Origin of the sequence: Actinoplanes rectilineatus, from assembly GCF_000962825.1 — a bacterium.
GTDB lineage: Bacteria > Actinomycetota > Actinomycetes > Mycobacteriales > Micromonosporaceae > Actinoplanes > Actinoplanes rectilineatus.
Genome location: NZ_JZKF01000004.1, coordinates 93,298 through 118,882 on the forward strand (window position 1 = coordinate 93,298; position 25,585 = coordinate 118,882).

Genomic DNA, 25,585 nt, shown 5'->3' on the forward strand with positions numbered 1-25,585 from the left:
CCGCCCGCTCGCGCCGCCGCAGCAGAACGTGATGGGGTCAGACGTGGCGGCCCGGACGGTCGGCAGCCGTCCACGCCGAGGCGGCGAGCGCGTGCTGGCCTTGCCGGCCGGGGCCGGCCCGGAGAGGCGGGCGGCAAGCCATCAGGGAACGAGAAGATCTTTGGCCGGAGGCCAAGATGTTCTCGGACCGGCTTGTGGCCGCCCCGGGTCGTGCCACCGTGCCCGGCCAGCACCGCCGTCCGTCTCCAGCAGGCCTACCGGACCCGCGCGCTCTGCCGTCATGACGGCGTTCGTGGGTGCCTGCTGGATGCGGTGCGCCGTGCGGCACGGGCTTCGTTATCCGTGGCCTGCCACGTGCTGAATCTGCGGCCGGCGATCCGCTTCAGAAACACCGGAATGCGATTGGCCGCCATCCCCACCAGCGGCGGGCCCATTACAGCAAGAAGATCGGAGGCGCGCTGGGAAGACCAGCCGGCCCGGTCGATCGCGTCCTCGTCGGGGAAAACGTCGGCAACCCGGTCTACCCCCGGATTCAGCGAGTGGTCCTGAACGCCGCCGTAGGAGTACACCCAATGAAGATTGGCGGGCGGATCCGGCTCCACCAGACGCCGGAACCGGTCGACTTCCTTGGTATAGCAATAGAAATTGACTCGCGGGCAAGCCCGACAAACGTCGGTCCAAGCGCGCAGGTAATCGTCGGAGAAGAAGTCGCCCGAGTCATGAATCCTGACCCACCGGCCTGCAAACCGCGACGTCTGCAATTCAGCGGTCATCGCCCGCTGCCAGCCCGGGAGGTCATCGAGCACAAAGCGCAGGTTCGCCTCGTGGCGGCCGCGGACGACAGGCCACAGGTAGGCACCGTGAAGGGCGTAGCAGACCTGTCGACAGATGCCCGCCGACGGACACGTGTTGTAAGTGCGCCCGTCCGGAAGCCGCCCGGCCCACGCAGGCAGCGTCCACGTCCACACGCCGATGTCCTTGAGTCGGCGGTTGCTCTGCGTGAGGAGTCGAGCGGCGCGAGTCGATCGCCGGTCGCGAGAAGCCGATGTGTCGACCGGCCAGAGAGTCAGTTGGTCGCACGTCGCGGCTCCGGCGGTCGGGGACGACACACGATCTGGTTGCTGGCGATCGTCAGGGGCGGTGGCCGACGGCTGCGCAGCGCTCATGGTTCCCGCAGCCAGCGACCGGTGCGCGCGTCGATGCGCAGCACGCTGTCAGCGTCTCGGTCGCCCCATGCCCCCCAAGCGATTCGGGACAGGCAGGGCGCGACAGCGTTGTCGAGGATCGCCAGGGTCGGGTCGCCCTGGTCGATGACGCTGCCGTCGGCCAAGGTCACCCGATGCAAGAACCAGCCGGCGCTCGACTCGTCGCCGCTGGCCACCTCGTAGGAAACGGCGGTAGCGGCAATCGAGCGAATAATTTGCCCGGCTTCTGCGATCATCTCGGACGCTCGGAATGACGACGTGACGATCTCGCGCACATCGCTTTCATCTAGGCCAAGTTCGGCGTTAGCCTTTGCCGCGATCCGGCGAGCGGCAGCCAAATCGTGGCCCCAGTACCAGGGTGACGCGTGCGGCCCGTTGCCCCGCATGGGGGTGTGGCCGGGTTCGTCCTCAGTGACAATTGAAGGGATGAATCCGTGTTCGGTCTTCATGGTTTCGTCAATATAGAACGCGTGCCTTTTAACGACGTTCGGAAAGTGTTTCATCAGTTCACCGTTGCTTTCAGAATGTGAGTTAAGGTTCGCGAGCATCGAGGCAAGGAATTAAAGAATCGGTGTCCGAAGCCGCCGTGTGGATTCGGCGGAAGCGGCGATGCGGTAACCGCAAGGGAAGCCATGCCGCGCCCGAAGCTGACGGCCTATTCCAGGCCGTTGAAGGTATGAAGCAGGAACGATGTTCAACTCAGCGCTTCGCAAACCGGGTACAGTGCCCGCCAGCGGATTCAGCGTTCCGACTGGGCGGAGTCGTCGAGCGCTACCGCCTCGGCACAAGAGATGCGGCCACCGAAGTTGCCCTGGCAGTACGGGTAGCCTCCAGGCGCGCCACACAACTGGCAGTCTGTGATGTTGGGCGGGTCCTCGTCATCGGGGTTGTCGGCTTCGATCGCGCTGTTCGCGCACCCTGCGGGGCACCGGTCGTCACTGCTAGCCGTAACGGCAATAGCGGTGAGTGACCAAGGGCACCAGTCGCCGACGTCGTTGCTGTGATTGATGAAGCGACGCCGGCTGAAGGTCTTGGCTTCGTTCGTCGGTTCGGTGCCGAACTGGCTGACGATCTGAGCGATGATCTGCGGAATCGGCGAGGCCGCGATGCGCCGAGTGAGGCATTCCATCTCGCCGTTGGTCAGAGCACGCCCGGCCCAGCACTCGATCTGATGACGGCTAATGATCACAGCCGACGTCGCATCGACGGGTAACGTGCGGCGAGAGTCGACGGGCGCTCCGGCAGGACCGCTCGAGGTGTGATCGTCGGCGCTCATGGCAACCTCCATGGAAGGCGATGGTCCGGGCGGCGCAGTGTGTGCCGCCCGGGAGGGGACGGCACGACCAGGCCCGGCCAGGCATCGGCCGTGTCCAGCCCGCCCCGGCACCCCGCGCCAGCCATCACGCGCGTCCGCTGCTCGGCACCGCGTGGTTACGTCGAGGGGAACCTTGCGGGGTGTTCGCCGGGGTGTGGCTTGACAGGGTCCTGAATGGCCGGGACCGTGCTCCGTCCCCAGACCCGGGGGGCGCCCACCGCCGGCGGCTTTCGCGCGATGCGCTCGGCCAAGGCCGCGATCTACAGGGCCGTCGGAGGCGTAGGGGTGCCGACCGCACGACCTCTCGGAACCAACTTGGCTGTCTTGCCCGCGGTTGCCTACGTTGAACGCACTACGGCAGCGCAGTGGGTTCGCAACGCCGGGAGATGGGGCGTGGCAGGTTCTGGCGGGGCGGCGACGCGTCCGTTCAAGGACAGCTCGCCGAGCCGCTCAGCGAGCCCAATCGAAGATCGGGCTTAGTGCCGATCGACGCGGGAAGCGTGCTTGACTGGCGGGTTGGCGCAGATAGTTCCTCAGGAGATCCGTCACGCTGCGCGCAAGAATTGAACCAGTCGTCGAGCCTCGGTATGGATGACCATACCCGTGGGGTGGTGTGATTTTAGGCTGTGTCGTACGGTGGTGGTCGTTCCATCTTGGTCCCCGCCTGAGCGGGGTTGATCCAGCGTCAGACACCTGGACGCCAATGACCATCTGGTCATTGGCGGCTCGTGGTCCCGGCATCAGTCCGGGATGTCGCTCCCGATCCGGCGATACCCGCGTGAATGCGGGTGCTGTGTTCCCCGACCCGTGTCGGCGGTGCGCTGGTGCGGGTTGCGGTGTGCTGTGGCGCTGGCCGACAACCCCGATCGGCGAAGGGAATACCGGAGTGCAAAGCTCACCGCGGTTCTTTTGCGGCATCGACTGGGCGGATCAGCTTAACGACGTCGCGGTCGTCGATCGGCGCGGCGAGGTCTTGGCCCGTGCCCGGATCAGCGCCACCCCGGACGGGGTGCGGCAGCTGTTCCGCGTGTTGGACGGGTTGCGGGCCAGTCACACCCACGGTCGGCGGCAGGTGCCGGTGGCGATCGAAACCAATCAGGGGCTGCTGGTGCACGCGCTGCGTGCCAGGGGCCAGCCGGTGTTCCAGATTCCGCCGAGCGAGGTGGCCGGTCAGCGGCGGCGTACGTCGCGGGCGGCGAAGAAGTCCGACAGCTCGGACGCAGAGCTGCTGGCCGTGATGTTGCGTGATCGGTGGGGCCTGCTGCGGGAGCTGCCGGCAGTGAGCCCGGACGCGGCGGCGCTAACGGTGCTCGCGTTGGCTCAGTATCGGGCGCAGCGGCTGCGTGAGCAGTTGCAGGCCCGCTTGCGGGCGCTGTTGGTTCAGGTGCATCCGGTTGCGGCGCGCGCGTGGGACGGCCGCGATCACGGGTTGCGGCGCGCGGAGGCCCGCGCGGTCCTGGCAGCTGGGCCGACCGCGGCCGCCGCGCAGCGCATCAGCGTCTATCGGTGGGAGAAGATCTTGACCGGGGCCCGGCTGCGGTTGCTCGAGCATGAGGCCTACCGGCTGCACGAGTTGTTCGCCGCGCCGGTGCTGCAGCTACCCGCGGCGATCGAGGCGGCGACCGCGGTCGAGGTACGCACGCTGCTCGCGGCCTTCGATGACGCCTGCAGGCGTGCCGACGAACTCACCGCCACCCTGACCGGCGCTTTCGAGGCGCATCCGCATGCGGTCACGTACCTGTCTTTCCCGGGCTGCGGGCTGCTGACTGGAGCACGGCTGCTCGCCGAGCTTGGCGACGACGCGCACCGGTTCGCCACTGCGAAAGGGCTGCGCGCCTACGCGGGGCTTGCCCCGTTGACGTGGGCTAGTGGAACGGTACGACAGGTCACCCACCGCCGGATCTGCAACCGCCGTTTGAAGATGGCGTGCCATCGATGGGCGTTCAGCGCACTCACCCACTCGCTGGGTGCCCGCGCGTTCTACGACCGGCGCCGCGCGGCCGGTGACTCCTACGCCGGGGCGCTGCGGCGCCTCGCCGGGCGGCTGCTGTCCGGCCTGCACCACTGCCTGGCCGCCGGCACCGTGTACGACGAACGGATCATGTTTGCGCCCGGCCGGGCGGCCAGCTGAGACGCGGACGTCCGGGAGGTGCCCGGTGATGCCTGCGGCAATCCCGAGCCGGCGAGCTCTGACGTGGGAACGGCACCCGGGCACCTCCCCGACCTCCGTACCAATGCGGCGCGGCAACGGGCGAGCCTGTTCCTTCCGCCCAGAGCGGAGCCGGCGGTCGCAGGCACGGGCGCAGGTACGCGTCGCTCGACCCACTCGAAAGGAACTTGCATGATCGACGAGTTGAAATTGGTACCGGTCGTCATCGGCCGGGCGCGTCCCGCCACGGTCGTCCGCCTGGCCCGCGACCTGGTGCCTGCGGCGCACCACGACCGGTACCTGGCCCAGATAATCGGCTCGGCCGTGACCGGTCTGGCAGACGACTCCGAGCCGGTGGTACAGCGCCTCGTGCACGGTTGTCTCGACCTCGGCCGCGCGCACATCGCGGAGCACCCCGGGTACAGCTACGACAGGTCGGACGACGCGGCGGCCGCTTTCTGCGGCGCCACCTACTTCGCGGCGTGGCTCGCCGGCACCACCGTAGCTGCGCGATGCGCCGAGGATGACCTGACCATCGGCGACGGGATGCTGCAAGACCTGATTACCCCGATCGTCGAATGGCTCGGCCACGTCCCAGGCGACACCTCGCGCGGTGCATCACCCCTCGCGGACGGGATGCGTCTGCGTCGGCACATCACCACGCTCGGATACCTACAGACGCCGGTGGGCCGGCCGCTGCTGGCGTTGGCCCGGACGGCCATGGCTGGAGGTGAGACGCGGATGGCAGCTCTCGGGCAGTTCACGTTCGATGTCGTCAACGCGTGGAACGCGCGCACCACCGGCATGCTTGAGACCCTGCATGCGGCAGTCAGGAGATGGCAGCCGGGATCCTGAGGCAGCCGCGTCAGCGGCCCGGCGCCAAAGTCCAACACTGACCGCTCTCACACTCTCTCCGCAAGGTCGTCTCTTCGGCGATCGGCCGTCGGCGTGCTAGCGGATGTCCTGGCCAATCGCCTCCATCCGGTCGAACCGGACTGACGAGGGTGAGCTGGTTCCCGGGTGCTTGTACGGTGAGGGCTGGCCCCTTTCACTCAGGAGCATCGATGGCATCGCATGCACGGTGGAAAGAGGTCGTCGAGGGGCTACGTGCCTACGCCGGACCTGCAAGCGAGGAACAGCGTGTCCTCGCCCTGCATGTCGGGTATCCCCTTGCTGATCGGCTTCCTCGGCCTGTGGCAGCGGTACTGCTGCGTCGCCGGCTCCGTGACGTCCTGCACCTCGACTCGCCCCGGCAGCCGACTCGCGGCCAGGTGGACTACGTCGAGAGCCTCGCCATGTCACTTCGCCGTCGCATCCTGACGCCTCTCGACGACCAGGAAATGATCGATGCATGGGTCAAGGTGTTCCACGCCCTGCGCGCCGCGCGGGCTCTGCAGCAGATGCGGCCTTGCCCCGGCGACATCGTTGAGGTCGCCGAGATTGTCGGCGACGTTCCAGCGGAGATCTCGTCGATCAGCATGGACGGCCAACTGAACTTCAAGGGCGGTTGGGGCTATCGAGGTCGTCCTCATGCGGTACGTATGCGTGCCCGCGCATCGGCACCTGGGCCGGCGTATGACAAGGCGCGTTACCAGGCGGCGCAAGCGGCGGCGTCACGTCGGGAGCCGGGACGAAGAATCAGCGCGGCTGACCTCCGGGAGCTAATCGAGTGCTATGTGCGCGGCGAGCCGACTCTCGCCGACGCCGCGGCGCTGTCCGAAGAGCTTGAAGGTGCAGTCGACGAGAAGCCGCTCCAGGCGGTCTTGGAGCGGCACCCGCAGATTCTCAGCCACCTGGTGACGTCGCACCACGGCGGCTACGTCATGCCTGAGACGTGGTTCGGGATCCAGTACCGTGCGGACTTCCTCGTCGCGGGAATGACCTCATTGGGGCTGCGGTGGACGCTTGTTGAGCTGGAAAGCCCCCGGGCGCCTTTGACGATCGCTGATGGGCAGCCGTCGAAGCAGCTACGGAAGGGTCTTAAACAGATTCGGGATTGGCGCGAGTGGCTACAAGAGAACCTTGACCATGCCCGCAAGCCTCGGCGCTCACAAGGACTTGGTTTATTCGGTATCCGACCTCAGGCTAGAGGGCTCGTCATCATCGGCCGCGGCCAGTTGAGTGCAGAGACCGACGTGATGCGTTCTCAGTTATGGGAGAAGGATCAGATCGACGTGCGCACCTACGACTGGCTCGTCAGGGAGACACAAACCCCGCGAAAGGTGTTCGGTGTATTAGATATCGAACACGACGACGAGGCCGATATTTTCTAGGCGCGGGGCGGGAATTTGTGATGCCGCCAGCATCGAAAAGCGCCGACGACGCTCAGCGGTGGCGGGTCTACACAACTGACTCATCGTGGGCGAGAAGCGAGCGCAACCGCGGAGCGGCCGCACATGCGACGGCGAGGCGAGAGGACTACCGTCCATGACCATCTCGCACCCCGACAACGCGTTCAGTCCCGCCACTGCGCCACCGGCTCCAGCACTCGACCCTGCCGACACTGTCGAGCGGCGTCCGCGACACTGGCCTGCTGCCCTCGGACCTGAGACAGCGCACCTTGTCTGCGGCAGTTGGATGTCTTGACATTACGGAAGTCTCTCAGCAGTAGACTGCTGCGCGACTAGGGACATGCGACAATCTTGACATGACGTCCGCACGCGACGAACTCCTCCGTCACGAGCCAGAACTCGACTCGTATGTAGCCGCACTACCTCTCTTCCATGGCCAGCGCAGATCCGTTCTCACGTTAATCTACACAGTCCTCCATGAATTCATGGAGGGTTCCTTTGACGGAACAACGCCACCACGACGTAGTACGGGTGAGGCACTGATCAATAGATTGGCTCATGTTCTAAGTCTCGTGGTGCGATGCCCCGACGAACAAATCGGGACAAACGCGCGAAATGCTATCTTGGCACTCGATTCAGCGAACGCGACTTTAGACGTCGCTCAGCTCCTACTCTACGGTCACGCATGTGAGCTTTTTCCGGAGCTCCACAAGGGCTGGTACTTGGCGGAACAACCCAGTGCACGGCAATTCACCCTATTGCACCCAAGTGAAGATTTCAAAAAAGCGGAAGAACGTGACGTATTACTTTCCGAGCTAGCCTTGCCCTTATGGTTTAAGGGGCCACTGGGTTCAGGCTTCGAGCGAATCCATGGAAAGATCCTCGCAAACAAAGACCAAGCCTACGGCAAGGTCGTGCCCTTAACAAAGCTCTATTACGAGAGCATCCTCTCGACCGAAAAGCCATATTTCTATGACGCCTCCCTGCAGGACGCTATCGGAGTTTCTCTGCCTGATCTAAAAAACTTCCTCCGAGCCATGGCTGCCGTTGCACTTAGCTGGCTGACTGCCGCCGCGGAGGCTGCACGGAGAGCGACGAACACTGGCCGCCCAAGGAATAGGGAAAAGTGGCTAGGTGAAATGCTTGAGTGGACTTCCCCGTTAGTCAATGCCAATTTTCTCGAAGGCCTACTTATTGCAATAAGTGGAGTTTCCGAGCAGGCGGCGGTAAAGCTTCTAGAGTTTTTCACGCTGGACAGTGAGGCCACGCTGGCAAGCGACGGGTTCTTCCCTCCATTTCATTATCTCAAGGGAGAAAATGCGAGTCGCCTTGTGATTTTTAGTCCACATGTTCTACTGCACATGGCTTCCCAGCGCAATTTTCTCTACGCTTATTTCAAGAACGATTCCCAGGGCTTCGACGAAAAGATCAGCGCAGACCTTGAGGCGCTCTTGTTGGATGACATCGAGGCTGAATTCTCTCGCATTGAGGGAATGCTAATCGCTCGCAACAAAGTCTGGAAACGCTCAAAAGTTGCCGGCGAGTTCGACCTAATCATTTACGATCCGAGTACGAACTCAGTAATGCATGTTCAAGCCAAAGCGCCAATCCCGCCACAGGGTGCTCGAATGGTGACAAGGCTGGAGGGGCGGATGCGTGAAGGGCTGTCGCAACTGGAGAAGTTCCGCACCCTGCCCCCCGGCGACCAAGACGCCATAATCTCGGAAATTTTTAGCAGGACAATTGAGGGCGCCGACGTGCACGACGTCCTTGCCGGTAGAACGAGCTTCGGCACGGCGGCAGTGTGGAGTAAATTGGATAATGTGACACCCGTGAACCCTCCGTTGCTGCGGGTGGCGATAGACGGCATTGCCGCCACCGGCAGCACCTTTACTATTCCCGCCTTGGTGACGCAGCTCGTAGCCTTACTTGATGAAATGCCGGAGAGCTTTAGCTCTTCATGGAGGTATGAGACGGTCGCATTCCGATCAGGAGGCTCGGCAGGGGGAATCGCGGTAAAGCTGCCACTATTGGACCTGGACAGTAAAAAAATCCAAAAACAGCATATTAAGATATTCCTTTCTCAGGATTGAGAAATAACCTCCACCAAGTGCACTCTCATCGGCAGATCAGCGTGTCCACGCTCAGAGCGGCGGCCGGATCGGCGGATGCGAACGTGAATCCCCGTCGTAGAGCGTGGCCGCTAGCAGGGCCCAGGTGAAGACGCCATCGTGCAGTTCGACGGCGACCCAGCCGAGGGCGTAGGCATCAACGCCGATAACCCGGGTCATGAAGGCGCCTGGCGAGTGGGCAAGGCGGCGATGGTGGCGGCGGCGCCGTCCGACACGGGTGGTCTTTTCCTTCTCGTGATGCTGGTTGTTGCGCCGGCGTCGGCAAGGCGCTTCTGTATGAAGCCGTAGGAGGCCTCGAGCAGGGCTGCGAGCTGCCGGATCGTCAGCCGGTCTTGCTCGTAAAGCTTCTTCAGAAGCGTCAATTCTTTCTCACGGTCGCTATGGGGCAGAGAGCGGAATTGATCGGTGTAGGTGAAGCGGTGCCGTCGGGCAGGACGGGCCTGCTCTACCTCGGTGGACATGCGTCGGTCCTTTCGGGGTGGGGTGGTCGCAGCAGATGGGCGTTGTGGGGCTGTATTGGTTCAGAGGCTAAGTTCGACGTAGACGGCGATGTGATCCGACGCTTCGTCTTCGCCGGCAGCGGCGGGCAAGGTACGGAAGGTTTCGGCGGCGACGTGCGGGCGCATCGCGTCGTTGGCGAGGAGGTGGTCGATCGTGAGACGGACTTCGCCGGGTTTGTCGACGACGGTTGCCTCGATGGAGGCGGTCCGGCCGTTGGTCTGCCAGGCGAGCTCGGAGATCAGGTGGAAGCCGATGCCGTCCTCGCGCACCGTGCGGTGGGGGTTCCAGTAGCCGACGAGGCTGTCGAGGGCGTCGGTGGAGTGGACCCATTGTCCGGCGATCTGGCGGGCCTTGCGGCGGCGGACCAGCGGGGTGCACCGGTCGGGCTCCCAGCGTGGGTAGTGATCACCGGAGGGCTGTTCGTTGAGGTCGCCGCCGAGGATGACGGGGGTCGGGTCTTTCGCCCACCGGTGAAGGCGGCTGGCGGCTGTGACGCGTGCGTCCGGGGATTCGCCCGGGAAGTGGTCGACGGCGGCGATCAGCTCCCGGCGGCGGCCGACCTCGTCGCGGCTGTCGAGGACGGCGAACCGGCAGATGTTGACCTGGTCGGTGAACGGGTCGGGGTCGCTGCGGTCGATGAAAGACCGTGGGATGAGGCGGCTGGTGTCGTAGAAGATCGCGGGTGGGATCGGTCCGCGGTCACCGCGGCCGAGCAGGGCGCCGTAAGGGATGCCGAAGACGTCGGTGATGGCTTCGGCGGCCTGGTAGAGACCGATGTTTCCTGATGCTTGATACTGCTTGGCCTCGCAGAACAGGATCAAGGCCGGGGGTTTTGGGGCGCGTTGAAGAGTGTTCTGCAGGCCGGTGAAGTGGTGACGGCGAGTTGTCCTGTCGTAGCCGCCGGCTTCGTAGTTGTAGGTGACGGCGGGCAGCAGGATGGGCACGACGGTGGTCCTTTCGTGACATGACCGGACGGGGCGGGAGAGAGTTGCCGCGGGCGTGAAAGGCATCGCTGGGCGGAACCACACATGCCGGAGAGCGGGGCGGTCGGGGCTTGTTTGAGTCAGGTGCGGAGCCGTTCGCGCAGCGCAGCCCAGACCTGGCCCGCGTCGGGCGCACGGCTGATCTGCTCGCCGATCTGTGCGGCCGCAGCTCGGTACGACGGGTTGGCGATCAGCTCACGTACGGCGGTGCCGGCCTGTGCTGGGTCGGTGATGGCGATGCCGGCGCCGGCTTCGACGACCCGCTCGGCGTTCTGCGGCTTCTCCGCTCCCCGAGGAAGCAGCACCATCGGAATGCCGTGACTCAAGGCGGCCAGCACGGTCCCGGCGCCGCCTGCGGCCACGATGACCGAAACTCCCGCGGCCAGAAGGTCCGCCATCGGGGTGAAGCCCAGAAACCGCACGTGGCCGCGCGGGTCGGTGAGCGGGTGCGTGACGCCCGGTGGCACCAACGCGAGGACTTCGACGTTGTCGAGCGCGGCCACGGCATCGACGAGGGCATCGAGTAATTCGCCGTCGAGCAGGACGGTTCCGAGGGTGACCAGCACGCGCGGATGGGATCCGGGTGCGGGCAGCAGGGGCTGGCCGGCGTTCATGGGTGCGGCATACGGCTGCGCGCGGATGGTCAGCCGGTCAGGTGGCAGTACATGGCCTGGTTCTTGCAGAGCTTGCGGCCACGGGTCGACCAGCGCCAGACGTTCGATTCTGGCGATCCCGCGCCGCACGTACTGGGGGACGAGCAGGTCTTGCATGGCCGGCGCCAGCGCGGGCGGCGATACGGGCAGGCCGATCGCGTGCTGTATCCATGGCACGGCCAGCGCGGCGGCCAGCATCGGGCCGATGGTGTCGTACTCGTCCGCGACGATCAGGTCGGGACGGATGCGGTGGGCGTGCCGCAACGCCTCGTCGAACGTCGTTTCAATGCGGGTGGAAGTGAACAACTGAGCGAGCGCGGAGATGTCGCCCAGGTCGGCTCCGCCGGTGCGCCGGGCGTTCTCCGTCAGCAGGATGTCAATGTCGGGCCCGGTTGGCAGGACCGCGAGCTTGCCCACGAGGTGCGCTATCGACGCCGGTACGGCCACGGTGACCTGGCCGCCGGCCGCGGCGATCGCGTGCGCCAGCGGCAGCAACGGCATGACGTGGCCGGGGATCGGTACAGCGGTGACCAGCACCCGGCAGCCGGCTTGTCGCGGCGCGGTAGCCGGCGTGGACAACGACGGCGAGCCATCGGTCCCCGGACTGGGGAGGGAATACATCGAAAGTGCCTTCCTCGTGGTCGTTGAGGTCGCCTGGTGAGGGCGCCGACGCAAACCCAGATGGCCGGGTCGCCGTCGGGAGCACAGCTACCAGGGGACAGCAGTAGCCAGGCGGAAGTAACTCGCCGTTCGTCCACGGGTAGAGGTGTGACCCGGGGATGGCCTGTCCGGCGGCAACCCGTCTCGAGCATGCCGAGGAGTGCGGGCCGCCGAACTGGCGTCCAGTGCCGGCGGTCAGCTGACCCTGGTGCGGTGCTTCGCCCGTGGGATGAGTCGTTGGTTGCCGGTCGGGCGCGGTGTGCCAGTGCGGCAGGCAGCCCGGCACACCGCGCCCCCTCTCACGTAGGCGTCAGCCGGCGAGGGCCCAGTGCCGCTTGATCGTGCTCGCAGGGACGGGGCGTTGCCGGTGTGGCTTGTGCTTGCCGTCGATGGCGCCTTCGATCCACCTGGCGTAGTAGGTGGCGTCGGTGTAGACCATTGCGCCGGTGCAGGTGGATTCGTCTGTGCCGCGGCTGGCGCTGCCGAGCAGCGCCCAGGCGCCCGCTCGGGCGCTCAGGGCGGGACCGCCGGAGTCACCGAAGCAGGGCGAGCCGCCATTGGCGGCCGCGGCGACGCAGAGCTCCCCGGCGGTGATCCCGGCTACCGCACACGTCGAGGATCGGGTGAGGCGGGTGTCGAGCTGCTGCAGGACTGGCGGAGGTTGGGTGGCGTCGTAGGTGGTCTTGCCCCAGCCGAGCAGCCGGACCTTCTGGTTGGCGCGGGCCCAGTCGGCGATCGGGACCGTCCGGATGGCCAGGCCGTCGGGGATCTTCACGGTGATGACGGCGACGTCGGCGACCCGGTCCGCGCCGGTCATCCAGTCCCACTCCGGGTGCAGTTGCAACCCGGTGGCGTTGGTGGTGACCAGCTGATCGAGGTGGGTGGAGCCGGCTTGGACCTGCACGTTGGTGAACGGGGCGGGCTGGTTGTCGCCCGGGAGCTCGAAGCAGTGGGCGTTGCTGACCACCCCGATGCGTCCGCGCGCGGTGCGGACGAAGGTGCCGGTGCACTTCGCGGTGCCGATGCCGGGGAATGTGGTCGATACCCTGGCCGCAAAGAGGTAGGGCTCGGTGGCGTCGCTGCCACCGATGATGAACGGGGAGACCTCGCCGTCGTCGGGCGGTGTCGCTGAGACTGCCGCCCGAGCCGGCGCGGCGGTCTGCGGCGGGAGTGCCGCGGATGCCGGCCGCGGTGCCACGGTCAGCAGGGAGGCGGTGGTCATGGCTATGGCGGTGAGGCCGCCGAGCCAGGTACGTGACGTCAAAGCCGCGTCCTTCTTCAGGTGAGGGGTAGGCCGGCCTACGGGTGCAGGCCGGTAGTGCCCGCCGTCGTCTTCGGCAGCGGGAGCTGGAGTCGCCCGAGGCGACGGGGGTGGCGGTGGCAGATCGCGTTCTGCGCGCCAGGGTCGCCGGTCAGATCACGGATCGGTCCGCAGTTGTTGGGGCGGCAGCCACGGCGTGTGTCCGCTGTCGGGCCGCGGGGCTTTGATCTCGTGGCGGATGGCTTCGATCCAGGCGCGCAGGTTCGCCGGAGGGTGCGTCATGCTGCGCACGAGCAGCACCGCTGCCTGGTCGGCGGTGTAGCCGGGCCCGGGTCCCATGTCGCCTAAGTAGTCGGTGTTGCCGAGCACCAGCGCCACAGCGAGGCGCACCGCGATCGGCCAGTCGCTGCGAGGATCGTCGTCGTTGATGTCCGTCGCCCAACGGCAGCGGGCGGCGACCTCACGGCCGAATGCGTCAAGCGGTAACGCCGATGCCGTGCTCAGAACCGCAGCTTGGTCGGGAGCAGGTTGTTCGACCGCCGGGGTGTCGGGGATGGCGGTGGGGTGGTCGTTGAGGTGATCGGACAGAACGCGGACGAACCAGGTGGCCGGCACCAGGTGGTCGTCGCCGTACGGGTAGGACTCGGCGAAGTCCGGGTGCAGGGCACACCGTGCGGTCACGGCCTGCTTGCCGAGGTGAAACGAAATCTGGTCGGCGCCGAACCGGGGGCTCATCGGCGAACTCGGGGATACGAGGTGCTCTCGGCCAGGACCGAGACGACCGCGTGTGTCACTTTCCGGTTCTGCGTGGCCATCCTCGAGCTGCCTGCGGGACGTAGTTCTTCGATGTGCTCGGAGCAACGTGGCCGCGGAGTCGACCGATCGTTGGTCCGGCGGCGGTCCAGGTACTGGGTGTAGGTGCGGAAGCCGGGGCGTTGCCAGGGTGCGACGGCCGGCTGAGCTACGCCGGCGTCTGGGTCGGTGGAGCCTGCGGCGAGCAGGTCCCCGGTGGCCGGGTCGAAGACCAGCGTGCGGCTATACGAGGCGTATGGCGGTGGTGCCGGAGTCGTCACCGCGGTGGTGACCGTGATCCCGATGCGCCCGCTGGGGTCGAAGGTGCCTTCACGAACGACGGTGTGAGGGTGGGCGGTGAGCAGGCGCAGCACGCCGCGGCGGGTCGGTAACGGCACGACCCGGGCGGCGAACAGCTCCGAGATCTGGCCGAACAGGTCGATGCCGTCGTTCGGGGGTGGGCCGAGTAGTTGCCGGCGTACTGCGCCGGGGTCGCTGGACAGAGGACCGTCCCAGGGGGCCGCCTCGGGCTGGATCCACCTTTCGTCGCGTTCGGTCGTGCACCCGTGGGTTTCGTCGAGCGCGTAGGACCGGCCGCTGCCATGGTTGTCGGTCCAGGCGGCGAGGTGCCGTATGGAGGTCGGGGGCCGGCTCGCCTGCGGCGTGGTTGCGGTGGTCGGTTCGACTTCCCAGCGGCGGACCTCAACGTAGTCGAAGCGGCCGCGGTCAGCCTCCCAGGGTGTTGCGCTCAGATCGTCGGCCATCTGCAGCAGTCGCGTGGCCGGTACGGTCGCCGCCGCAGCGCCTGCAGTTGTACTGGCCGTGGGTGTGGGGAGGGAAAAGCTGGGCCTGGGGGCGGCGTTGCCGGCCCATCCGCGGAGGTGGGGCACCGTGTCGATGGCGCGTTCGGGCAGCAAAGCACCGGCCGCGGTGACAGCGCCGACGGCGATCAGGACGCCGGTGCTCACCCACCAGGGGCTGCGTGAATGCAGGGCACCGGCCGGTGCCGGGCCGGCATCTGCCGTGAGGGCGCCTGGGCGGACGGGTGCTGCGGGTGGTTCAGGCTGTGTCATGGTTCCTCAGCTGGTGGGAGCCCCACGGGGGCCAGGTGAGATGGTGGTGGCAGGTCTTGTGACCGGGGTGCCGGTGGCGTCATGCCGGTGAGCCCGAGGGCCCGCTGCGTGGTGGCGGATCGAGCGGGTCAGCGCCGCGGTAATGCCGGCGGGTGGGGGCTCCGGGCCACCCCTCGATGTACTGCCGATGGGTGATATCGCCGATGTGCGGCGGGCAGATGTCATCGCCGGGCTCGATGGTGAAACCCCACTCCCCGGATTCGACGTAGTGGTCCCAGTGCCCGTTGTCGTTGAAAACGACCAGGTTGTGGCCCGTGTGCTCGGTGAGCATCCGGAACACGGCGGTCGTGGCGGCAGCTTCGTCAACCGCTGGACGACCGCTGATGGTCACCGCGGCGCCGGGCTGGCCGGTGCTGCGGCCCAGGCTCAGAGCGAGGCGGCAGGACAAACACACCAGGTTCAGTTCGCCGCCGGAGATGGGTTTCTGCCGCGGAGCGGGGGTGGCGCCGGCGAAGACGATGGGCGTCGGTGGCCCGGGCCAGCCGGTGACGTAGTCGGCGAGGGCGATGTCCGGTGGTGGGCCGATGTCGGGTGAGGCGATCAGGTCGGTGGGCGTGGCCGCGTACTTACGCCAGACGGGTGACACGCCGGTCAGGACGCACAGGTCGTGGTTGGGGTGTTCGCTGAGCAGCCGCCACGTTGCCCGGCTGATGTCGCGGTGCTGCCAGGCGGGCAGGCCGGCGGCGATGATCGGGACCGTCAGCGTGCTGGGCTGGGCGGCGTACACGACGGAGCTGCCCAGGCGCAGCGCAAGCCGGCAGGTATCGCAGATCAGGAACACGCTGCTGCTGATGGGTGTGGCGTGCAGCCGCCGGCGGGTGTGCAGGGCTTGGGTATGGGCGCGGAGCCCGTACAAGACACCGTCGAGGTGCACCTCGCTCCTCATTACCGAGATGCTGACGTTCGCAGCAGGCGCTGGGGCATCGGGTGGTGCGGGGCTGCGGTGGCGGGCGGGTGGTTCGCCGTGCAGCATGGCCGAGAACCGGTGCCGGTCCAGTGCCCGGCGCCCGGGCTGGGTGCATACGCCGCGGTGCGGCTCGCGGAGCTGGTCGGTGAGGTCGAGGGCAAGAGTGGCGAACAGAGCACGCCCGGGGGAGCCAGGGGGTTCCAGCTGGGCGGCGTGCGCGTCGAGCAGATAGTCGGCGAGGTCCTCACGGGCGCAGGCGCCGGCCATGGCGGCGGCGACGATCACCGTGGTCAGCAGAGCCGGCCGCGGCCAGTCGTCATGCTCAGCGGGCACCGGGATTTGCCGTAGCCCTTGATGCGCCAGCGGACACAGCCCGTGGGTGTGCAGCGCAAGGTAGGCGTACAGGTGGTCGAGCATGCATTCGGCGTCAGCGTGAGCGCGGCCGCCAGCGGTAATGCATACCGCGACGCCTGATGCCGCCCGGGAGGGGATGCCGTCCAACGGCAGGATGCCGATGCGCACCGCAGCGTCGGCCAGGATGGCGCGTTGTCGTTGCTGGTGCCCGTTCGGGTGCAGCCGGGCGCTGGCCGCAGTGGCGTACTGCGCCCATCGCGCCACTGTCGGCCCGGCATGCGGGGTGTCGGCGATCCACTGCAGGACAGTGTCGATGAGAAGTTCGTCGTCGGGCGTGGTTGCGGGGTCCCGTCCTGCCAGTTGCGGTGGCAGCGACGCTGAGGCGCCATCGTCGGGCGTGTCGCCGGGGCCTGGCGCAGGGCTCGCGGCCGGTGGCGTCTGCTGCGCAGGCTCGGTGTTCGGTTCGGGAGCCGGCTGGTTGGCCTGCGGCCCGTGGGCGGGGGTTGAGGGGTCCGGCATGGCGCTCACCGGTCATGCCGTGCGGGTATCGGGCCGGGAACGCGGGCGAGCGCCCCGTATATCGACGCCAGCTCGGGCTCGACGACGGTGTCGCTTTCGGGCCGCCACAGAGTGATCGGGCTGATTCCCGGTTCGACAAGCTCCAGGCCGGTGAAGAACCCGGCGAAGCGGTCCCGGTCGCGCAGGATGAAGTCGTACTGCGACAGCTGCTCGCGGATGACGTCGTCGAGGAAGTCACCGGTGGCGTGCGATGCTGCCAGGTAGCTGCCGGGCGCCAACTGTCCGAGCAACTCCCGTACGACGGCGTACGCCTGCTCGTCATCGGTGATGAAGTGCAGCACCGCGACGAGCATGACCGCGATGGGCTGGGTGAAGTCCAACAGCTCCCGGGCCAGGCCGATGATGTGTTGAGGGTCGCGTAGGTCACCGTCGATGTAGGCGGTGGCTCCGGCTGGGCTGCTGGTCAGCAGCGCTCGCGCATGCGTCAGGACAATGGGATCGTTGTCGACGTAGACGACCCGTGACTGCTCGGCCACGGCTTGAGCGATTTCATGAGTGTTGTCCGCGGTCGGCAGGCCGGTGCCGATGTCCAGGAACTGGCGGATCCCGGCGTCGCCGGCCAGGTGGCGCACAGTCCGCTTGAGAAAGCCGCGGTTCTCGAATGCGGCGGTGCGGATGGCGGGGTACTGGGCCTCGATCTTGTCGGCAGAGGCGCGGTCGACGGCGAAGTTGTCTTTGCCACCAAGCCAGTAGTTGTAGCGGCGTGCTGGGTGCGCCGTAGTGGTGTCTATATGAGGTTCGTGGTAGGTCATGAGCTGCCTCGAGGTTGGTGACGGAGCGGAAGACGGTGAGCGATGCTGGTCATGACGCACCGGTAAGAAGCAGCCGCCACCAGCGATCGCAGCGTTCGTGCCAGGGGCGTGCAGCGGCAAAAGAAGAAACGGGAGCGCCGAGCTCGGCAAGCGACGGCGGAAGCTGCCCCCGCGCGCAGATGTCGTCGTGCGTCGTGCAGGCCCGGGTGAGGACGCGGATGCCGTAGACGGCGAACTCGCCGCGTTCAGCGGTGCCCGGTTCGGGAAGGAGTAGTTCATCGGCGAGCAGGCGGGCCTCAGCGTCGTCGTCGCGGCGGCAGGCACACAGCATGGCGACCAGCCACATCAGCAGAGTCGCCCCGCCGTTCGCCTCTTCGGCGCTGTGGAACTGGCTTCGCCAGAGATTCACCGCTTGGGTGGCGGTGCGGATGGCTTCGCCGCAGCGGCCCCGGACGTGCAAAGACTGCGCGTCGCTCAGCACCTGCATCGGCGAGTTCGTATCCGCGACGGCAGCGTTGTCGGGCGGACGGCGCCGGTCCGGCTCGGGTACCAGGTCGCGTGAATGGCCGGTAATGCCGGGTTCGCCGTGACGTGGCGACAGCGGCCGTGGTCGTGGCCGCGGCATGTTGCGGCCGGCGCGGATGCTGTAGTGCAGCCAGCGCAGGTCGCCGGTTAGGGCGCTGTGCAGCGCGGCGGCTTCCAGCAAAACCCGGTCGTCGGGCGCCAGCTCCGGATGCAATTTGCTCAGATGCAGGTCCAGCAGGGCGACGGCGCCCTCGCGGTCTCCGCTGGCCAGCAGTTGGCGGGCCAGCGGGATCGATTCGGCCAGGGCCTGCTGCTCGTCGGGGGTCATTGGCGGGCTCGGCTGCGGGCGGGCGCTTGGTAGGCGCAGATCTGCTGATGTTCGCCGGCGTCGGCGATCGGGGTGAGGACCGCGAGCATGTCCGGCTGCCCAGCGAGCTGGGGCGGGTTGACCTGCGCGGTTCCGGGGCGGGGGTGACAGGCGTCGAGCATCAGCCGGTACAGCTGCAGGACCGTGGCCACCGTCGGTGCGTCGTCGTCAGTTGTGTCGGTGGCGGTCTGCCAGGCGAGGGTGATCTGGTCGAGGGCTTCGATGCAGCGGCCTTGACGGTGCAGGCAGGTGGCGTGGGCCACGCGGGCTTGCAGGGCCGGGCCTGCCTGGCCTGCGGTGTGGTGCCGGGTGATGAGCTGACCCCAGAGATCGGCGGCCTGCTGATGGTGGCCGGCGTCGTCCAGCACGACGGCGCGGGTACGCATCGCGGACAGCGCTGCGGCGGCGGTCGGGGTGCAGGCATGCTGGGCGAGTTGGCACGCCCGTCGTGAGATCAGGTCCCTGACGTCGTGTGGATAGTCGCGGTTGGCTGCCGCGTCGGCGGCGATGCTCACCAGATCTGCGGCGTCGAAGCCGATGGCGAGCAGCTCGGTGACGAAGCTGGCCCACTGCGCCGCGTCCGGATCGGGCTCGGGTGCGCCGGCGGTTGCGGCCGAGGTGTACGGCCGGTCGGTCGCGGTGGTGACTGGCCAGCGGCTGTTGTGTGCCGTGCCCGCACCCGGGATCCTCGCCGCGGCAGTGCTGGCGGACGTCGAGTGGGAGCTGCGAGAGCGGCTCATGGCGTCACCACCACCGGCGCAGCCGATATGGATGGCGCGCAGCGGGTGGCGAAGCGACCGTGGACAACATTGGCGGTAACGGCGACCGCGACCAGGATGGCGGCAACAGCTGCGATGGTCCACGTCCGCCGCCGCAGCTGCTCGACGTGGTGTTGCCACTCGCGGCGCATATTGTCCACGGTGGGACGAGCCAAGGCCGCCGTCGGCCCGGTGCGGTCGGTGGAGTTGAGCCATCGGTCGGCGCGGGTGTCGTTGAGCGGCGGCTCGAGCCCGTTGCGCGTGGGGCGCGGATCGACGGGGTTCATGCTGTGGTCCCTGCGGTGCTGACGCCGAGGTAGTCGGCGAGGCGGGTGTGGGTGTCCGGGTCGGTCATGTCGTGGGTGGAGAACGCGATGCGGCCGGCGTCCAGGACGCTGATGCGGTCGGCGACGGTGCGGGTGAACTGCTGGTTCTGCTCGGCCAGCAGTACGGCGACCCCGTCGTCGGCGATGCGGGCGATGATCTGCGCGAGGTGGTCGACGATCCGCGGGGCCAGGCCCTCGGTGGGTTCGTCGAGGAGCAGTAACCGTGGTTGCAGCAGCAGTGCCCGCGCCATCGCGAGCATCTGTTGTTCCCCGCCCGACATCTGCCCGGGGTAGCGGTGTTGCTTGCCGTCCAGTGCGGGCAGCAGGCTCCAAATGTCGTCGTGGGTGAAACGGTGCCCGTGGCCGGTGCGGCGTGCCCCGGTAGCGGCGGCGAGGTTCAGGTGTTCGGCCACGGTGAGGGTGGGCCACAGCCGACGGCCCTGCGGTACGAGCGCAAGGGTGTCGCTGCCTGCCTGTCGCTGGCCGGGCGCCGGTGCGATGGTGCTGCCCGGCAGGGCGGGGTGCAGGCCGGCGAGCACGTTGAGCAGCGTGGTCTTACCGGCGCCGTTGCGGCCGAGCAGCGCGTGGACCGTGCCCCCGGCTACCTCGAGGTCGACGCCGGTGAGGACGGGGGCGCCGCGGTAGCCGGCGCGTAGCTGGTTGACCGATAGCACGGCTTGGCCGCCGGTGCGTGGGGTGCGCGGTGTGCTTGCCGTGGGGGTGGCGAAGTAGGCGCCGGCGACGCGGGTGTCGGCGCGGATCTCGTCGGCGGTGCCGGTGACCAGATGCTGGCCGGCGGCGAGCACGGTGATGGTGGTGGCGACGTCGAAGACCAGCGGTAGGTGGTGGTCGACCAGCAGCACGGTGATCTCGGGCGGCAGGCCCCGCAACGTCGTGGTGAGCTGAGCGATCTCGCTGGGGTCCAGTCCGGCGGAGGGTTCGTCGAGCAGCAGAAGCCGCGGTCGTGCCGTGAGGGCCATGGCCAGCTCGAGGCGGCGTTGCTGGCCGTAGGACAACGCGCGCGCGGGTGTGCCCGCGTGGGCGTCGAGGTGCACGCTGGTCAGCGCCGTCTGCACGCGGCGACGGCGCTCGGCGGCGCGTGCACGGCGGCCGATGGTGCGAGCGGCGAGGGCGAGGTTGCCGGCTGCGGTGAGCTCGCCGATGACGGCGGGGTGCTGAAAGGTCCGGCTGATGCCGTGGCGGGCGCGCGCGGCCGCGGTCAGCTGGGTGACCGGCCGATTGTCGAGGGTGACGGTGCCGCCGCTGGGGTGCTGGCTGCCGGCGATCAGGTTCAGCAGGGTGGATTTCCCGGCGCCGTTGGGGCCGATGATCGCGTGCCGGGCCCCGGCCGGTATCTGCAGACTGATCGGGTGCAGGGCGGTCACGGCGCCGTAGCGGCGGCTGAGCTGGTGCAGGTGCAGCAGGGGGACGTTCATGCCGGGCTCCCTGTGGTGAGGGCCGGAGACACGGCCGCTGCCCGGGTACGGTGCCGGACGCGGTGATAGGCCAGGGGTCCGTAGACGGCGGTGAGGAACAGCAAGCCGAGCCAGAGCGGGCCGCCGCCGAACGCGTTGGCGGCCCAGTCCCGGGCCGCGATGACGGTGAACGCGCCGGCGATGGCGCCGGTGATGCTGGTGCCGCCGATCGCGGCAGCCAGGAACACCACTGTGGCGGTATCGAAGCCGAGGTCGGCGGGAGACACGTAGGCGTTGAGGGCAGCGAGCAACGCGCCGCCGATCCCGGCGACCGCGCCGGCGATGGTGTATCCGGCGGTGTGCGCCCGCAGGCTGCGGTGTCCGAGCGCGGCCATGCGGGCTTCGTGCCCGGCCAGGCCGCGCAGGATCAGCGCGAGCCGTGACCGTGCCACCAGCAGCACCGCGGCGACGGTGACCGTGGTGACAGCGAGGACGTACCAGTACAGGTACGCCGGCTGCGTCACTGGCACGGTGCCGGGCCAGACGCTGACCGCCGGCAGTTGGAGCCCTTCGTCGCCGCCGGTCAGGCTCGTCCACTGCGACGCCAGCAGCGCGACGGTGCCGGCGAACATGAGGGTGATGAGCATGAACGCGGTACCGCGGGCCTGCAGCAGAAACGGTGCGGTCAGCGCCGCAGCTATGGCAGCCATCAGCGCGCCGGCAGCGATGTGCAGCAGAGCGTTGGTGTGCCCGTGGATCGCGAGTAGGGCTGCGGTGTAGGCGCCGACACCGGCGTAGGCGACCTGCCCGAACGAGGGGAGCCCGGCAACTCCGACGAGGAGCTGGGTGCTGACGGCCAGGATCGCGTAGATCAGGGCGGTCGCCGCGAGCACGACCAGATACCGGTTGGCCAGGGCGGGCCATGCCGCGGCGAGGATGAGCAGTCCCGCCAGGGCAGCGACGCGCGTCGGCCGGGCCGGCCGGGCGCGGGCCGGTGACGGGAGCTGGTCGGGGGTGGAAGCTGCGGGGGCGGCGAGGACGGCTCGGCCGCGGTGGGCTTTGACGATCAGCATGATCAGCACGGGCACGAACAGCGCGAACGATGCGGTGCCCGGGGCGAGCGCGACGCCCACGGTTTGGACCTGGCCAACGAACAGCGCGGCGGCGAGGGTGGCCTTGATGTTGCCGGCGCCGCCGAGCACGACGACGATCAGCGACAGCGTCAGTACGTGCGTGTCGGTGCCCGGGGCCGGGCCGATGATCGGGGCGCCGAGGGCCCCGGCGGTCACGGCGAGGGCGGCGCCGACGGCGAGCGCACCGACGCGCACCCCTCGGGTACGGATACCGGTGGCGGCGGCCATGGCGGGGTCGGCGACCACGGCGCGTAAACGGGCTCCGGTCAGGGTGTGGCGCAGTACCAGGTGCAGGGCGACCGCGATCAGCGCGGCGACGGCAATGAACGCCAGGCGGTAGAGGGGGTAGCCGTACCCGAACAAGTCGACGCTGCCGGAGAGAGCGCTCGGTGGCTCGGCCGGTAGAGGGCTGCCGCCGAACGCGGCGTTGAACCCGGCCATGGCGAGAAAGGCGATGCCGAGGGTGACCATCGCTTGCCGGCGGTGATCGTGCACCGGGCGCAGCAGCACGTCCAGCAGCACCCCGCCGCCGGCACCGACGACCAGCGCCGCGCCGGCAGCGAGGACGAGTCCGAGCAGGGTGCCGTCGGACAGGGCATAGCCCAGGTAGGCGCCGAGCAGATAGAGCGTGCCGTGGGCCAGGTTCATCACGCCCATGACGCCGAGGATCAGGGTCAGGCCGACGGCAACAGTGAACAGCAGCAGCCCGTAGGCGTCGCCGTCAATGCTGGTCGCCGCGAGTTCTGCCGCTGTCACGGCACGCTCCTCTGCTTCTTCCGGAAGGGGTGGGTCAGTGGGTGGGGCGCACGCCGACGGCGGTGTACATGGGCCAGTGGTAGGCCCACACCTGCGGGTTGGTCATCGCGGTGCGCAGCGTGTCGAGCTGCTCGCGGGTGACGCCGTGGCCGAGCAGGCCGGCCTCGAGCTGGCGGCTGTTGCTGGCGTGCAGCAGCATCCCGGCTTCCCCGCCGGCCCACAGCTTGTTGAACACGCTGGTGGTGATCCCCCGCAGTCCGGCGTCGGCCATGGCGGCGGGGATGCGCCGGGCCCAGGCCGGGTCCATGCCGTTGCTGGTGCCGAAGCTGATCAGCGCGTGCTGGAACGCCGTGAACGCGTCGGCGACCTCGTCGGAGGCGGCGACGATCATTTCGTCGAGGTGGGTGCAGTCCCAGTCGGAGACGACCAGGAATCCGCCGGGCTTGAGTGCGGTCACCGCTCGGGCCAGGACCTGCTCGCGTTCGGTGAGGTGCATGAACAGCAGCCGGGCGTGGATCAGGTCGAAGCGCTCTGTGCCGAACTTGTGGGTGGTGATGTCGGCGTCGACCGCGGTGATCCGCTCGTGGGCGGGGATGCGCACGGTGGTCTGGTCGACGGCCGTGACATGCCCTTGCGGGGCGCCTTGGTCGGCGAGCCAGGCAGCGATGCTGCCGGCTCCGGCCCCAAGATCCAAGCAGGTGCTGTCGGGCGCGAGGTCGAGCTGCTCGAGCACGGCGATGCTGTGGCCGTCGAGGATGTCGGCCAGCAGCCGAACCTGGGTGGCGCCTTCGGTGCTGGCGGAGTCGAAGGTGTACTCGCCGGCGGCGGCTGCGGTGGTGTCGGTGGAGGTCATGAAAGGGCCTTTCAGCTGCCGAGGGTGGTCAGGGTCTGCTGGGTGACGTTGGCGCGGGTGCGGCCGTCGAAGGCGACTTTGCGCAGGTACCAGGCCTGCACCGGGGAGTGGCCGACGGTGCCGAGGCGGAAGCTGCCGCGGGGGCTGGCGATCGCGCCGAGTTTGCCGATTGCGGTGTTGATCGACTCGCTGGTCGGGTTGGCGCCCGCGGCGGCGATGGCCTGGTCGAGCAGCAGTGCGGCGTCCCACGCGGTGACGGAGTAGATACTCGGCGGCGTCTGGTACTTCTGCTGGTAGGCGGTGGAGAAAGTGCGGTTGTCGGGGTTGTCGAGGTCCGGCACGTAGTTCATGACCGTCTGCACCCCGTCGGCGGCGGCGCCTTCGGACTTCAGGAGAAAGGCGCCTTCGGTGAGGAACCCGGCCCCGTACAGTGGGATGGTGAGTCCGGACTGCTTGTACTGCTTGACGAAGTCGACGGCCATCGTGCCGGCGTAGAAGCAGTAGACGGCCTTCGCCCCGGAATCCTTGATCTTGTTGAGGTAGGGCAGGAAGTTCACACTGGTCGAGCCCCACGGCGTCCAGGCGGGCTTGCCGTCGGGGTTGGCAACCTTGCCGCCGGCCTTGGTGAAGGCGTCGGTGAAGCCGCCGAGCTGGTCCCAGCCGCCCTGGTAGTCCGGGGCCATCAGATAAACCGGGCCGTTGACGGTGGTGCGGATGTGGTCGGCGATCGCGGCGCCGGTCTCGCGCGACTGCCACGAGGTGTGCCACACGTAGCCCAGGTCGGCCGGTGTGAGGGAGCCCGGGCGGCCGCCGGTGCCGATGAACGGCACCTTGCGTTGGTTGGCGATCGGGGCGATGGCCACGGTGGGGTCGGCGCTGGCGGTGCCGACCAACACGGTGGCGCGGTCAGCATCCAGGAGTTTCTTCGCCGCGGTCAGGGCAGTGTTCTGGTTGACGCCTTCGTCCCCGGTTGCGGTGGTGACGGTGTGACCGCCGAGTGTGCCGCCGTGGGAGTCGAGGTAGAGCTGCCAGCCGCGTTCCATGTCCACGCCGAGCGCCTGGTAGGGGCCGGTCTTCGGCCAGATCAGGCCGATGCGGATGGTCCCGTCGGTTCTCTGGTCGTCGGCGAGGCTGGAACTGCTGCACCCGGCGAGGGTGATCAGCGCTACGGCCAGTGTCGCAGCGAGGCCACGCCGGGCACGAAGCCCGATGGTGCGGGGTGGGGAGGTCACGGGGTCTCCTGATGCTGGTGGAAGGGGTGGTCAGCCGGGTTGCGCCGACGTCCTGGTGTCTCCGGGTGGTGCACGGGGATGTCAGGCGCGGTAGGGCAGCTGGTGCGGGGTGCCGGTGGGGACGGCACGCAGGCCGGGGTTGAGGATTTCGCCGATGCGGTCGCCGAGGCGTTCCAGCTCGAACTGCACCTGGGCGGGGTCGAACTGTTCGGCGACCATGACCATGAAGATGACCAGGCCGTTGCGGGCTCGCTGGTAGATAGTGCTGCCGGAGTCCATGTTGGTCAGGTGGTTGATCACCGGACCGGCTTTGAGGAGCTGGGCGGTGCTCTCCAGGACCGCCATGGTGCTGGAGATGCTGGCGCACAGTTGGTCGCGGTTGGCCTCGTCGACGCTGCGGGTCGCGGCCAGCGGGATGCCGTCGGCGGTGGCCGCGGCAGCGTGCATGACGTGGGGGACGGTGTCGGCGAACGTGTCGAGCAGCTGGTTGAACAGGTCCTGTTGCTGCGCGGTGGTGCGGTGCAGCAGGAGGGGTTGAGTCATGGCACACACC

General features: G+C 67.9%; 24 protein-coding genes. 4 read left to right on the forward strand and 20 right to left on the reverse strand.

All coding sequences use genetic code 11. The features are described from left to right. Positions 1-278: 278 nt before the first annotated feature. From WH85_RS04075 to WH85_RS04085, 3 genes are all read right to left on the reverse strand, one after another. Positions 279-1,070, reverse strand: coding sequence for a GP88 family protein (locus tag WH85_RS04075; protein ID WP_045740409.1), 792 nt, complete (start codon positions 1,068-1,070; stop codon positions 279-281). Between the two features lie 92 nt (positions 1,071-1,162). Further along, a complete protein-coding gene (locus tag WH85_RS49950) occupies positions 1,163-1,753 on the reverse strand; it encodes a hypothetical protein (protein ID WP_157410746.1) in 591 nt (196 codons plus the stop codon). Between the two features lie 191 nt (positions 1,754-1,944). Continuing rightward, entirely contained in the window at positions 1,945-2,481 is a 537-nt protein-coding gene (locus WH85_RS04085) for a hypothetical protein (RefSeq protein WP_157410747.1), read from the reverse strand. A gap of 877 nt (positions 2,482-3,358) precedes the next feature. On the opposite strand from WH85_RS04085, the gene WH85_RS04090 reads away from it, so the two are divergent. The 4 genes from WH85_RS04090 to WH85_RS49955 all read left to right on the forward strand — a co-directional run bounded on the left by WH85_RS04090 (position 3,359) and on the right by WH85_RS49955 (position 9,053). Continuing rightward, a complete protein-coding gene (locus WH85_RS04090; protein ID WP_169792409.1) occupies positions 3,359-4,651 on the forward strand; it encodes an IS110 family transposase in 1,293 nt (430 codons plus the stop codon). A 210-nt stretch (positions 4,652-4,861) separates the two neighbouring features. After that, positions 4,862-5,524, forward strand: coding sequence for a hypothetical protein (locus WH85_RS04095; protein ID WP_045740297.1), 663 nt, complete (start codon positions 4,862-4,864; stop codon positions 5,522-5,524). Positions 5,525-5,733: 209 nt separating this feature from the next. After that, positions 5,734-6,942, forward strand: a complete 1,209-nt coding sequence (locus WH85_RS04100; RefSeq protein ID WP_045740298.1) for a Shedu anti-phage system protein SduA domain-containing protein — start codon at positions 5,734-5,736, stop codon at positions 6,940-6,942. 740 nt (positions 6,943-7,682) lie between these two features. Further along, positions 7,683-9,053 (forward strand): hypothetical protein, encoded by a 1,371-nt coding sequence (locus tag WH85_RS49955; RefSeq protein WP_157410748.1) that lies wholly within the window; start codon positions 7,683-7,685, stop codon positions 9,051-9,053. A gap of 51 nt (positions 9,054-9,104) precedes the next feature. On the opposite strand, the gene WH85_RS49960 is transcribed toward WH85_RS49955, so the two are convergent. The 17 genes from WH85_RS49960 to WH85_RS46645 form a co-directional block, all read right to left on the reverse strand. After that, a complete protein-coding gene (locus WH85_RS49960; RefSeq protein ID WP_245673810.1) occupies positions 9,105-9,251 on the reverse strand; it encodes a hypothetical protein in 147 nt (48 codons plus the stop codon). Further along, the gene (locus WH85_RS04105) at positions 9,248-9,553 is read right to left on the reverse strand and encodes a helix-turn-helix domain-containing protein (RefSeq protein WP_045740299.1); all 306 of its coding nucleotides are present in this window, start codon (positions 9,551-9,553) and stop codon (positions 9,248-9,250) included. The genes WH85_RS49960 and WH85_RS04105 overlap by 4 nt, the downstream gene beginning before the upstream one ends. Positions 9,554-9,613: 60 nt before the next feature. Further along, positions 9,614-10,537, reverse strand: coding sequence for an endonuclease/exonuclease/phosphatase family protein (locus WH85_RS04110; RefSeq protein WP_045740300.1), 924 nt, complete (start codon positions 10,535-10,537; stop codon positions 9,614-9,616). 119 nt (positions 10,538-10,656) lie between these two features. Next, positions 10,657-11,766, reverse strand: a complete 1,110-nt coding sequence (locus tag WH85_RS04115) for a glycosyltransferase (protein WP_169792410.1) — start codon at positions 11,764-11,766, stop codon at positions 10,657-10,659. A gap of 433 nt (positions 11,767-12,199) precedes the next feature. Then, positions 12,200-13,153, reverse strand: a complete 954-nt coding sequence (locus WH85_RS04120) for a S1 family peptidase (protein ID WP_157410749.1) — start codon at positions 13,151-13,153, stop codon at positions 12,200-12,202. Positions 13,154-13,306: 153 nt separating this feature from the next. After that, positions 13,307-13,885 carry a hypothetical protein gene (locus WH85_RS04125; protein ID WP_045740303.1) on the reverse strand — a complete coding sequence of 193 codons (579 nt, stop codon included), beginning with the start codon at positions 13,883-13,885 and terminating at the stop codon, positions 13,307-13,309. Continuing rightward, the gene (locus WH85_RS04130; RefSeq protein WP_157410750.1) at positions 13,882-14,910 is read right to left on the reverse strand and encodes a hypothetical protein; all 1,029 of its coding nucleotides are present in this window, start codon (positions 14,908-14,910) and stop codon (positions 13,882-13,884) included. The genes WH85_RS04125 and WH85_RS04130 overlap by 4 nt, the downstream gene beginning before the upstream one ends. A 184-nt stretch (positions 14,911-15,094) precedes the next feature. Next, positions 15,095-16,855: a hypothetical protein gene (locus tag WH85_RS04135; RefSeq protein ID WP_157410751.1), complete on the reverse strand. Its 1,761-nt coding sequence runs from the start codon at positions 16,853-16,855 to the stop codon at positions 15,095-15,097. A 5-nt stretch (positions 16,856-16,860) separates the two neighbouring features. Continuing rightward, on the reverse strand, positions 16,861-17,667 hold the full coding sequence (locus WH85_RS04140) for an SAM-dependent methyltransferase (protein ID WP_045740306.1): 807 nt from the start codon (positions 17,665-17,667) through the stop codon (positions 16,861-16,863). A gap of 49 nt (positions 17,668-17,716) precedes the next feature. Continuing rightward, positions 17,717-18,520 (reverse strand): hypothetical protein, encoded by an 804-nt coding sequence (locus WH85_RS04145; RefSeq protein WP_045740307.1) that lies wholly within the window; start codon positions 18,518-18,520, stop codon positions 17,717-17,719. Beyond that, positions 18,517-19,299, reverse strand: coding sequence for a hypothetical protein (locus WH85_RS04150; RefSeq protein ID WP_045740308.1), 783 nt, complete (start codon positions 19,297-19,299; stop codon positions 18,517-18,519). The genes WH85_RS04145 and WH85_RS04150 overlap by 4 nt, the downstream gene beginning before the upstream one ends. Continuing rightward, positions 19,296-19,604 (reverse strand): hypothetical protein, encoded by a 309-nt coding sequence (locus WH85_RS49965; protein ID WP_157410752.1) that lies wholly within the window; start codon positions 19,602-19,604, stop codon positions 19,296-19,298. The genes WH85_RS04150 and WH85_RS49965 overlap by 4 nt, the downstream gene beginning before the upstream one ends. Continuing rightward, on the reverse strand, positions 19,601-21,079 hold the full coding sequence (locus WH85_RS53655; protein ID WP_045740309.1) for an ATP-binding cassette domain-containing protein: 1,479 nt from the start codon (positions 21,077-21,079) through the stop codon (positions 19,601-19,603). Before WH85_RS53655 ends, WH85_RS49965 begins: the two co-directional genes overlap by 4 nt. After that, positions 21,076-22,947 carry an ABC transporter permease gene (locus WH85_RS04160; protein ID WP_045740310.1) on the reverse strand — a complete coding sequence of 624 codons (1,872 nt, stop codon included), beginning with the start codon at positions 22,945-22,947 and terminating at the stop codon, positions 21,076-21,078. Before WH85_RS04160 ends, WH85_RS53655 begins: the two co-directional genes overlap by 4 nt. Positions 22,948-22,981: 34 nt before the next feature. Beyond that, entirely contained in the window at positions 22,982-23,800 is an 819-nt protein-coding gene (locus tag WH85_RS04165) for a class I SAM-dependent methyltransferase (RefSeq protein WP_045740311.1), read from the reverse strand. Between the two features lie 11 nt (positions 23,801-23,811). Further along, a complete protein-coding gene (locus tag WH85_RS04170) occupies positions 23,812-25,032 on the reverse strand; it encodes an ABC transporter substrate-binding protein (RefSeq protein WP_045740312.1) in 1,221 nt (406 codons plus the stop codon). 81 nt (positions 25,033-25,113) lie between these two features. Then, positions 25,114-25,575, reverse strand: coding sequence for a roadblock/LC7 domain-containing protein (locus tag WH85_RS46645; protein WP_052720136.1), 462 nt, complete (start codon positions 25,573-25,575; stop codon positions 25,114-25,116). Between the last annotated feature and the right edge of the window lie 10 nt (positions 25,576-25,585).

Coding starts and splice junctions, on each gene's coding strand:
- WH85_RS49950 (WP_157410746.1), bottom strand. CDS start 1,753: ATGCTCGCGAACCTTAACTCACATTCTGAAAGCAACGGTGAACTGATG.
- WH85_RS04085 (WP_157410747.1), bottom strand. CDS start 2,481: ATGAGCGCCGACGATCACACCTCGAGCGGTCCTGCCGGAGCGCCCGTC.
- WH85_RS04095 (WP_045740297.1), top strand. CDS start 4,862: ATGATCGACGAGTTGAAATTGGTACCGGTCGTCATCGGCCGGGCGCGT.
- WH85_RS04100 (WP_045740298.1), top strand. CDS start 5,734: ATGGCATCGCATGCACGGTGGAAAGAGGTCGTCGAGGGGCTACGTGCC.
- WH85_RS49960 (WP_245673810.1), bottom strand. CDS start 9,251: ATGACCCGGGTTATCGGCGTTGATGCCTACGCCCTCGGCTGGGTCGCC.
- WH85_RS04105 (WP_045740299.1), bottom strand. CDS start 9,553: ATGTCCACCGAGGTAGAGCAGGCCCGTCCTGCCCGACGGCACCGCTTC.
- WH85_RS04125 (WP_045740303.1), bottom strand. CDS start 13,885: ATGAGCCCCCGGTTCGGCGCCGACCAGATTTCGTTTCACCTCGGCAAG.
- WH85_RS04135 (WP_157410751.1), bottom strand. CDS start 16,855: ATGCCGGACCCCTCAACCCCCGCCCACGGGCCGCAGGCCAACCAGCCG.
- WH85_RS04140 (WP_045740306.1), bottom strand. CDS start 17,667: ATGACCTACCACGAACCTCATATAGACACCACTACGGCGCACCCAGCA.
- WH85_RS04145 (WP_045740307.1), bottom strand. CDS start 18,520: ATGACCCCCGACGAGCAGCAGGCCCTGGCCGAATCGATCCCGCTGGCC.
- WH85_RS04150 (WP_045740308.1), bottom strand. CDS start 19,299: ATGAGCCGCTCTCGCAGCTCCCACTCGACGTCCGCCAGCACTGCCGCG.
- WH85_RS49965 (WP_157410752.1), bottom strand. CDS start 19,604: ATGAACCCCGTCGATCCGCGCCCCACGCGCAACGGGCTCGAGCCGCCG.
- WH85_RS53655 (WP_045740309.1), bottom strand. CDS start 21,079: ATGAACGTCCCCCTGCTGCACCTGCACCAGCTCAGCCGCCGCTACGGC.
- WH85_RS04165 (WP_045740311.1), bottom strand. CDS start 23,800: ATGACCTCCACCGACACCACCGCAGCCGCCGCCGGCGAGTACACCTTC.
- WH85_RS46645 (WP_052720136.1), bottom strand. CDS start 25,575: ATGACTCAACCCCTCCTGCTGCACCGCACCACCGCGCAGCAACAGGAC.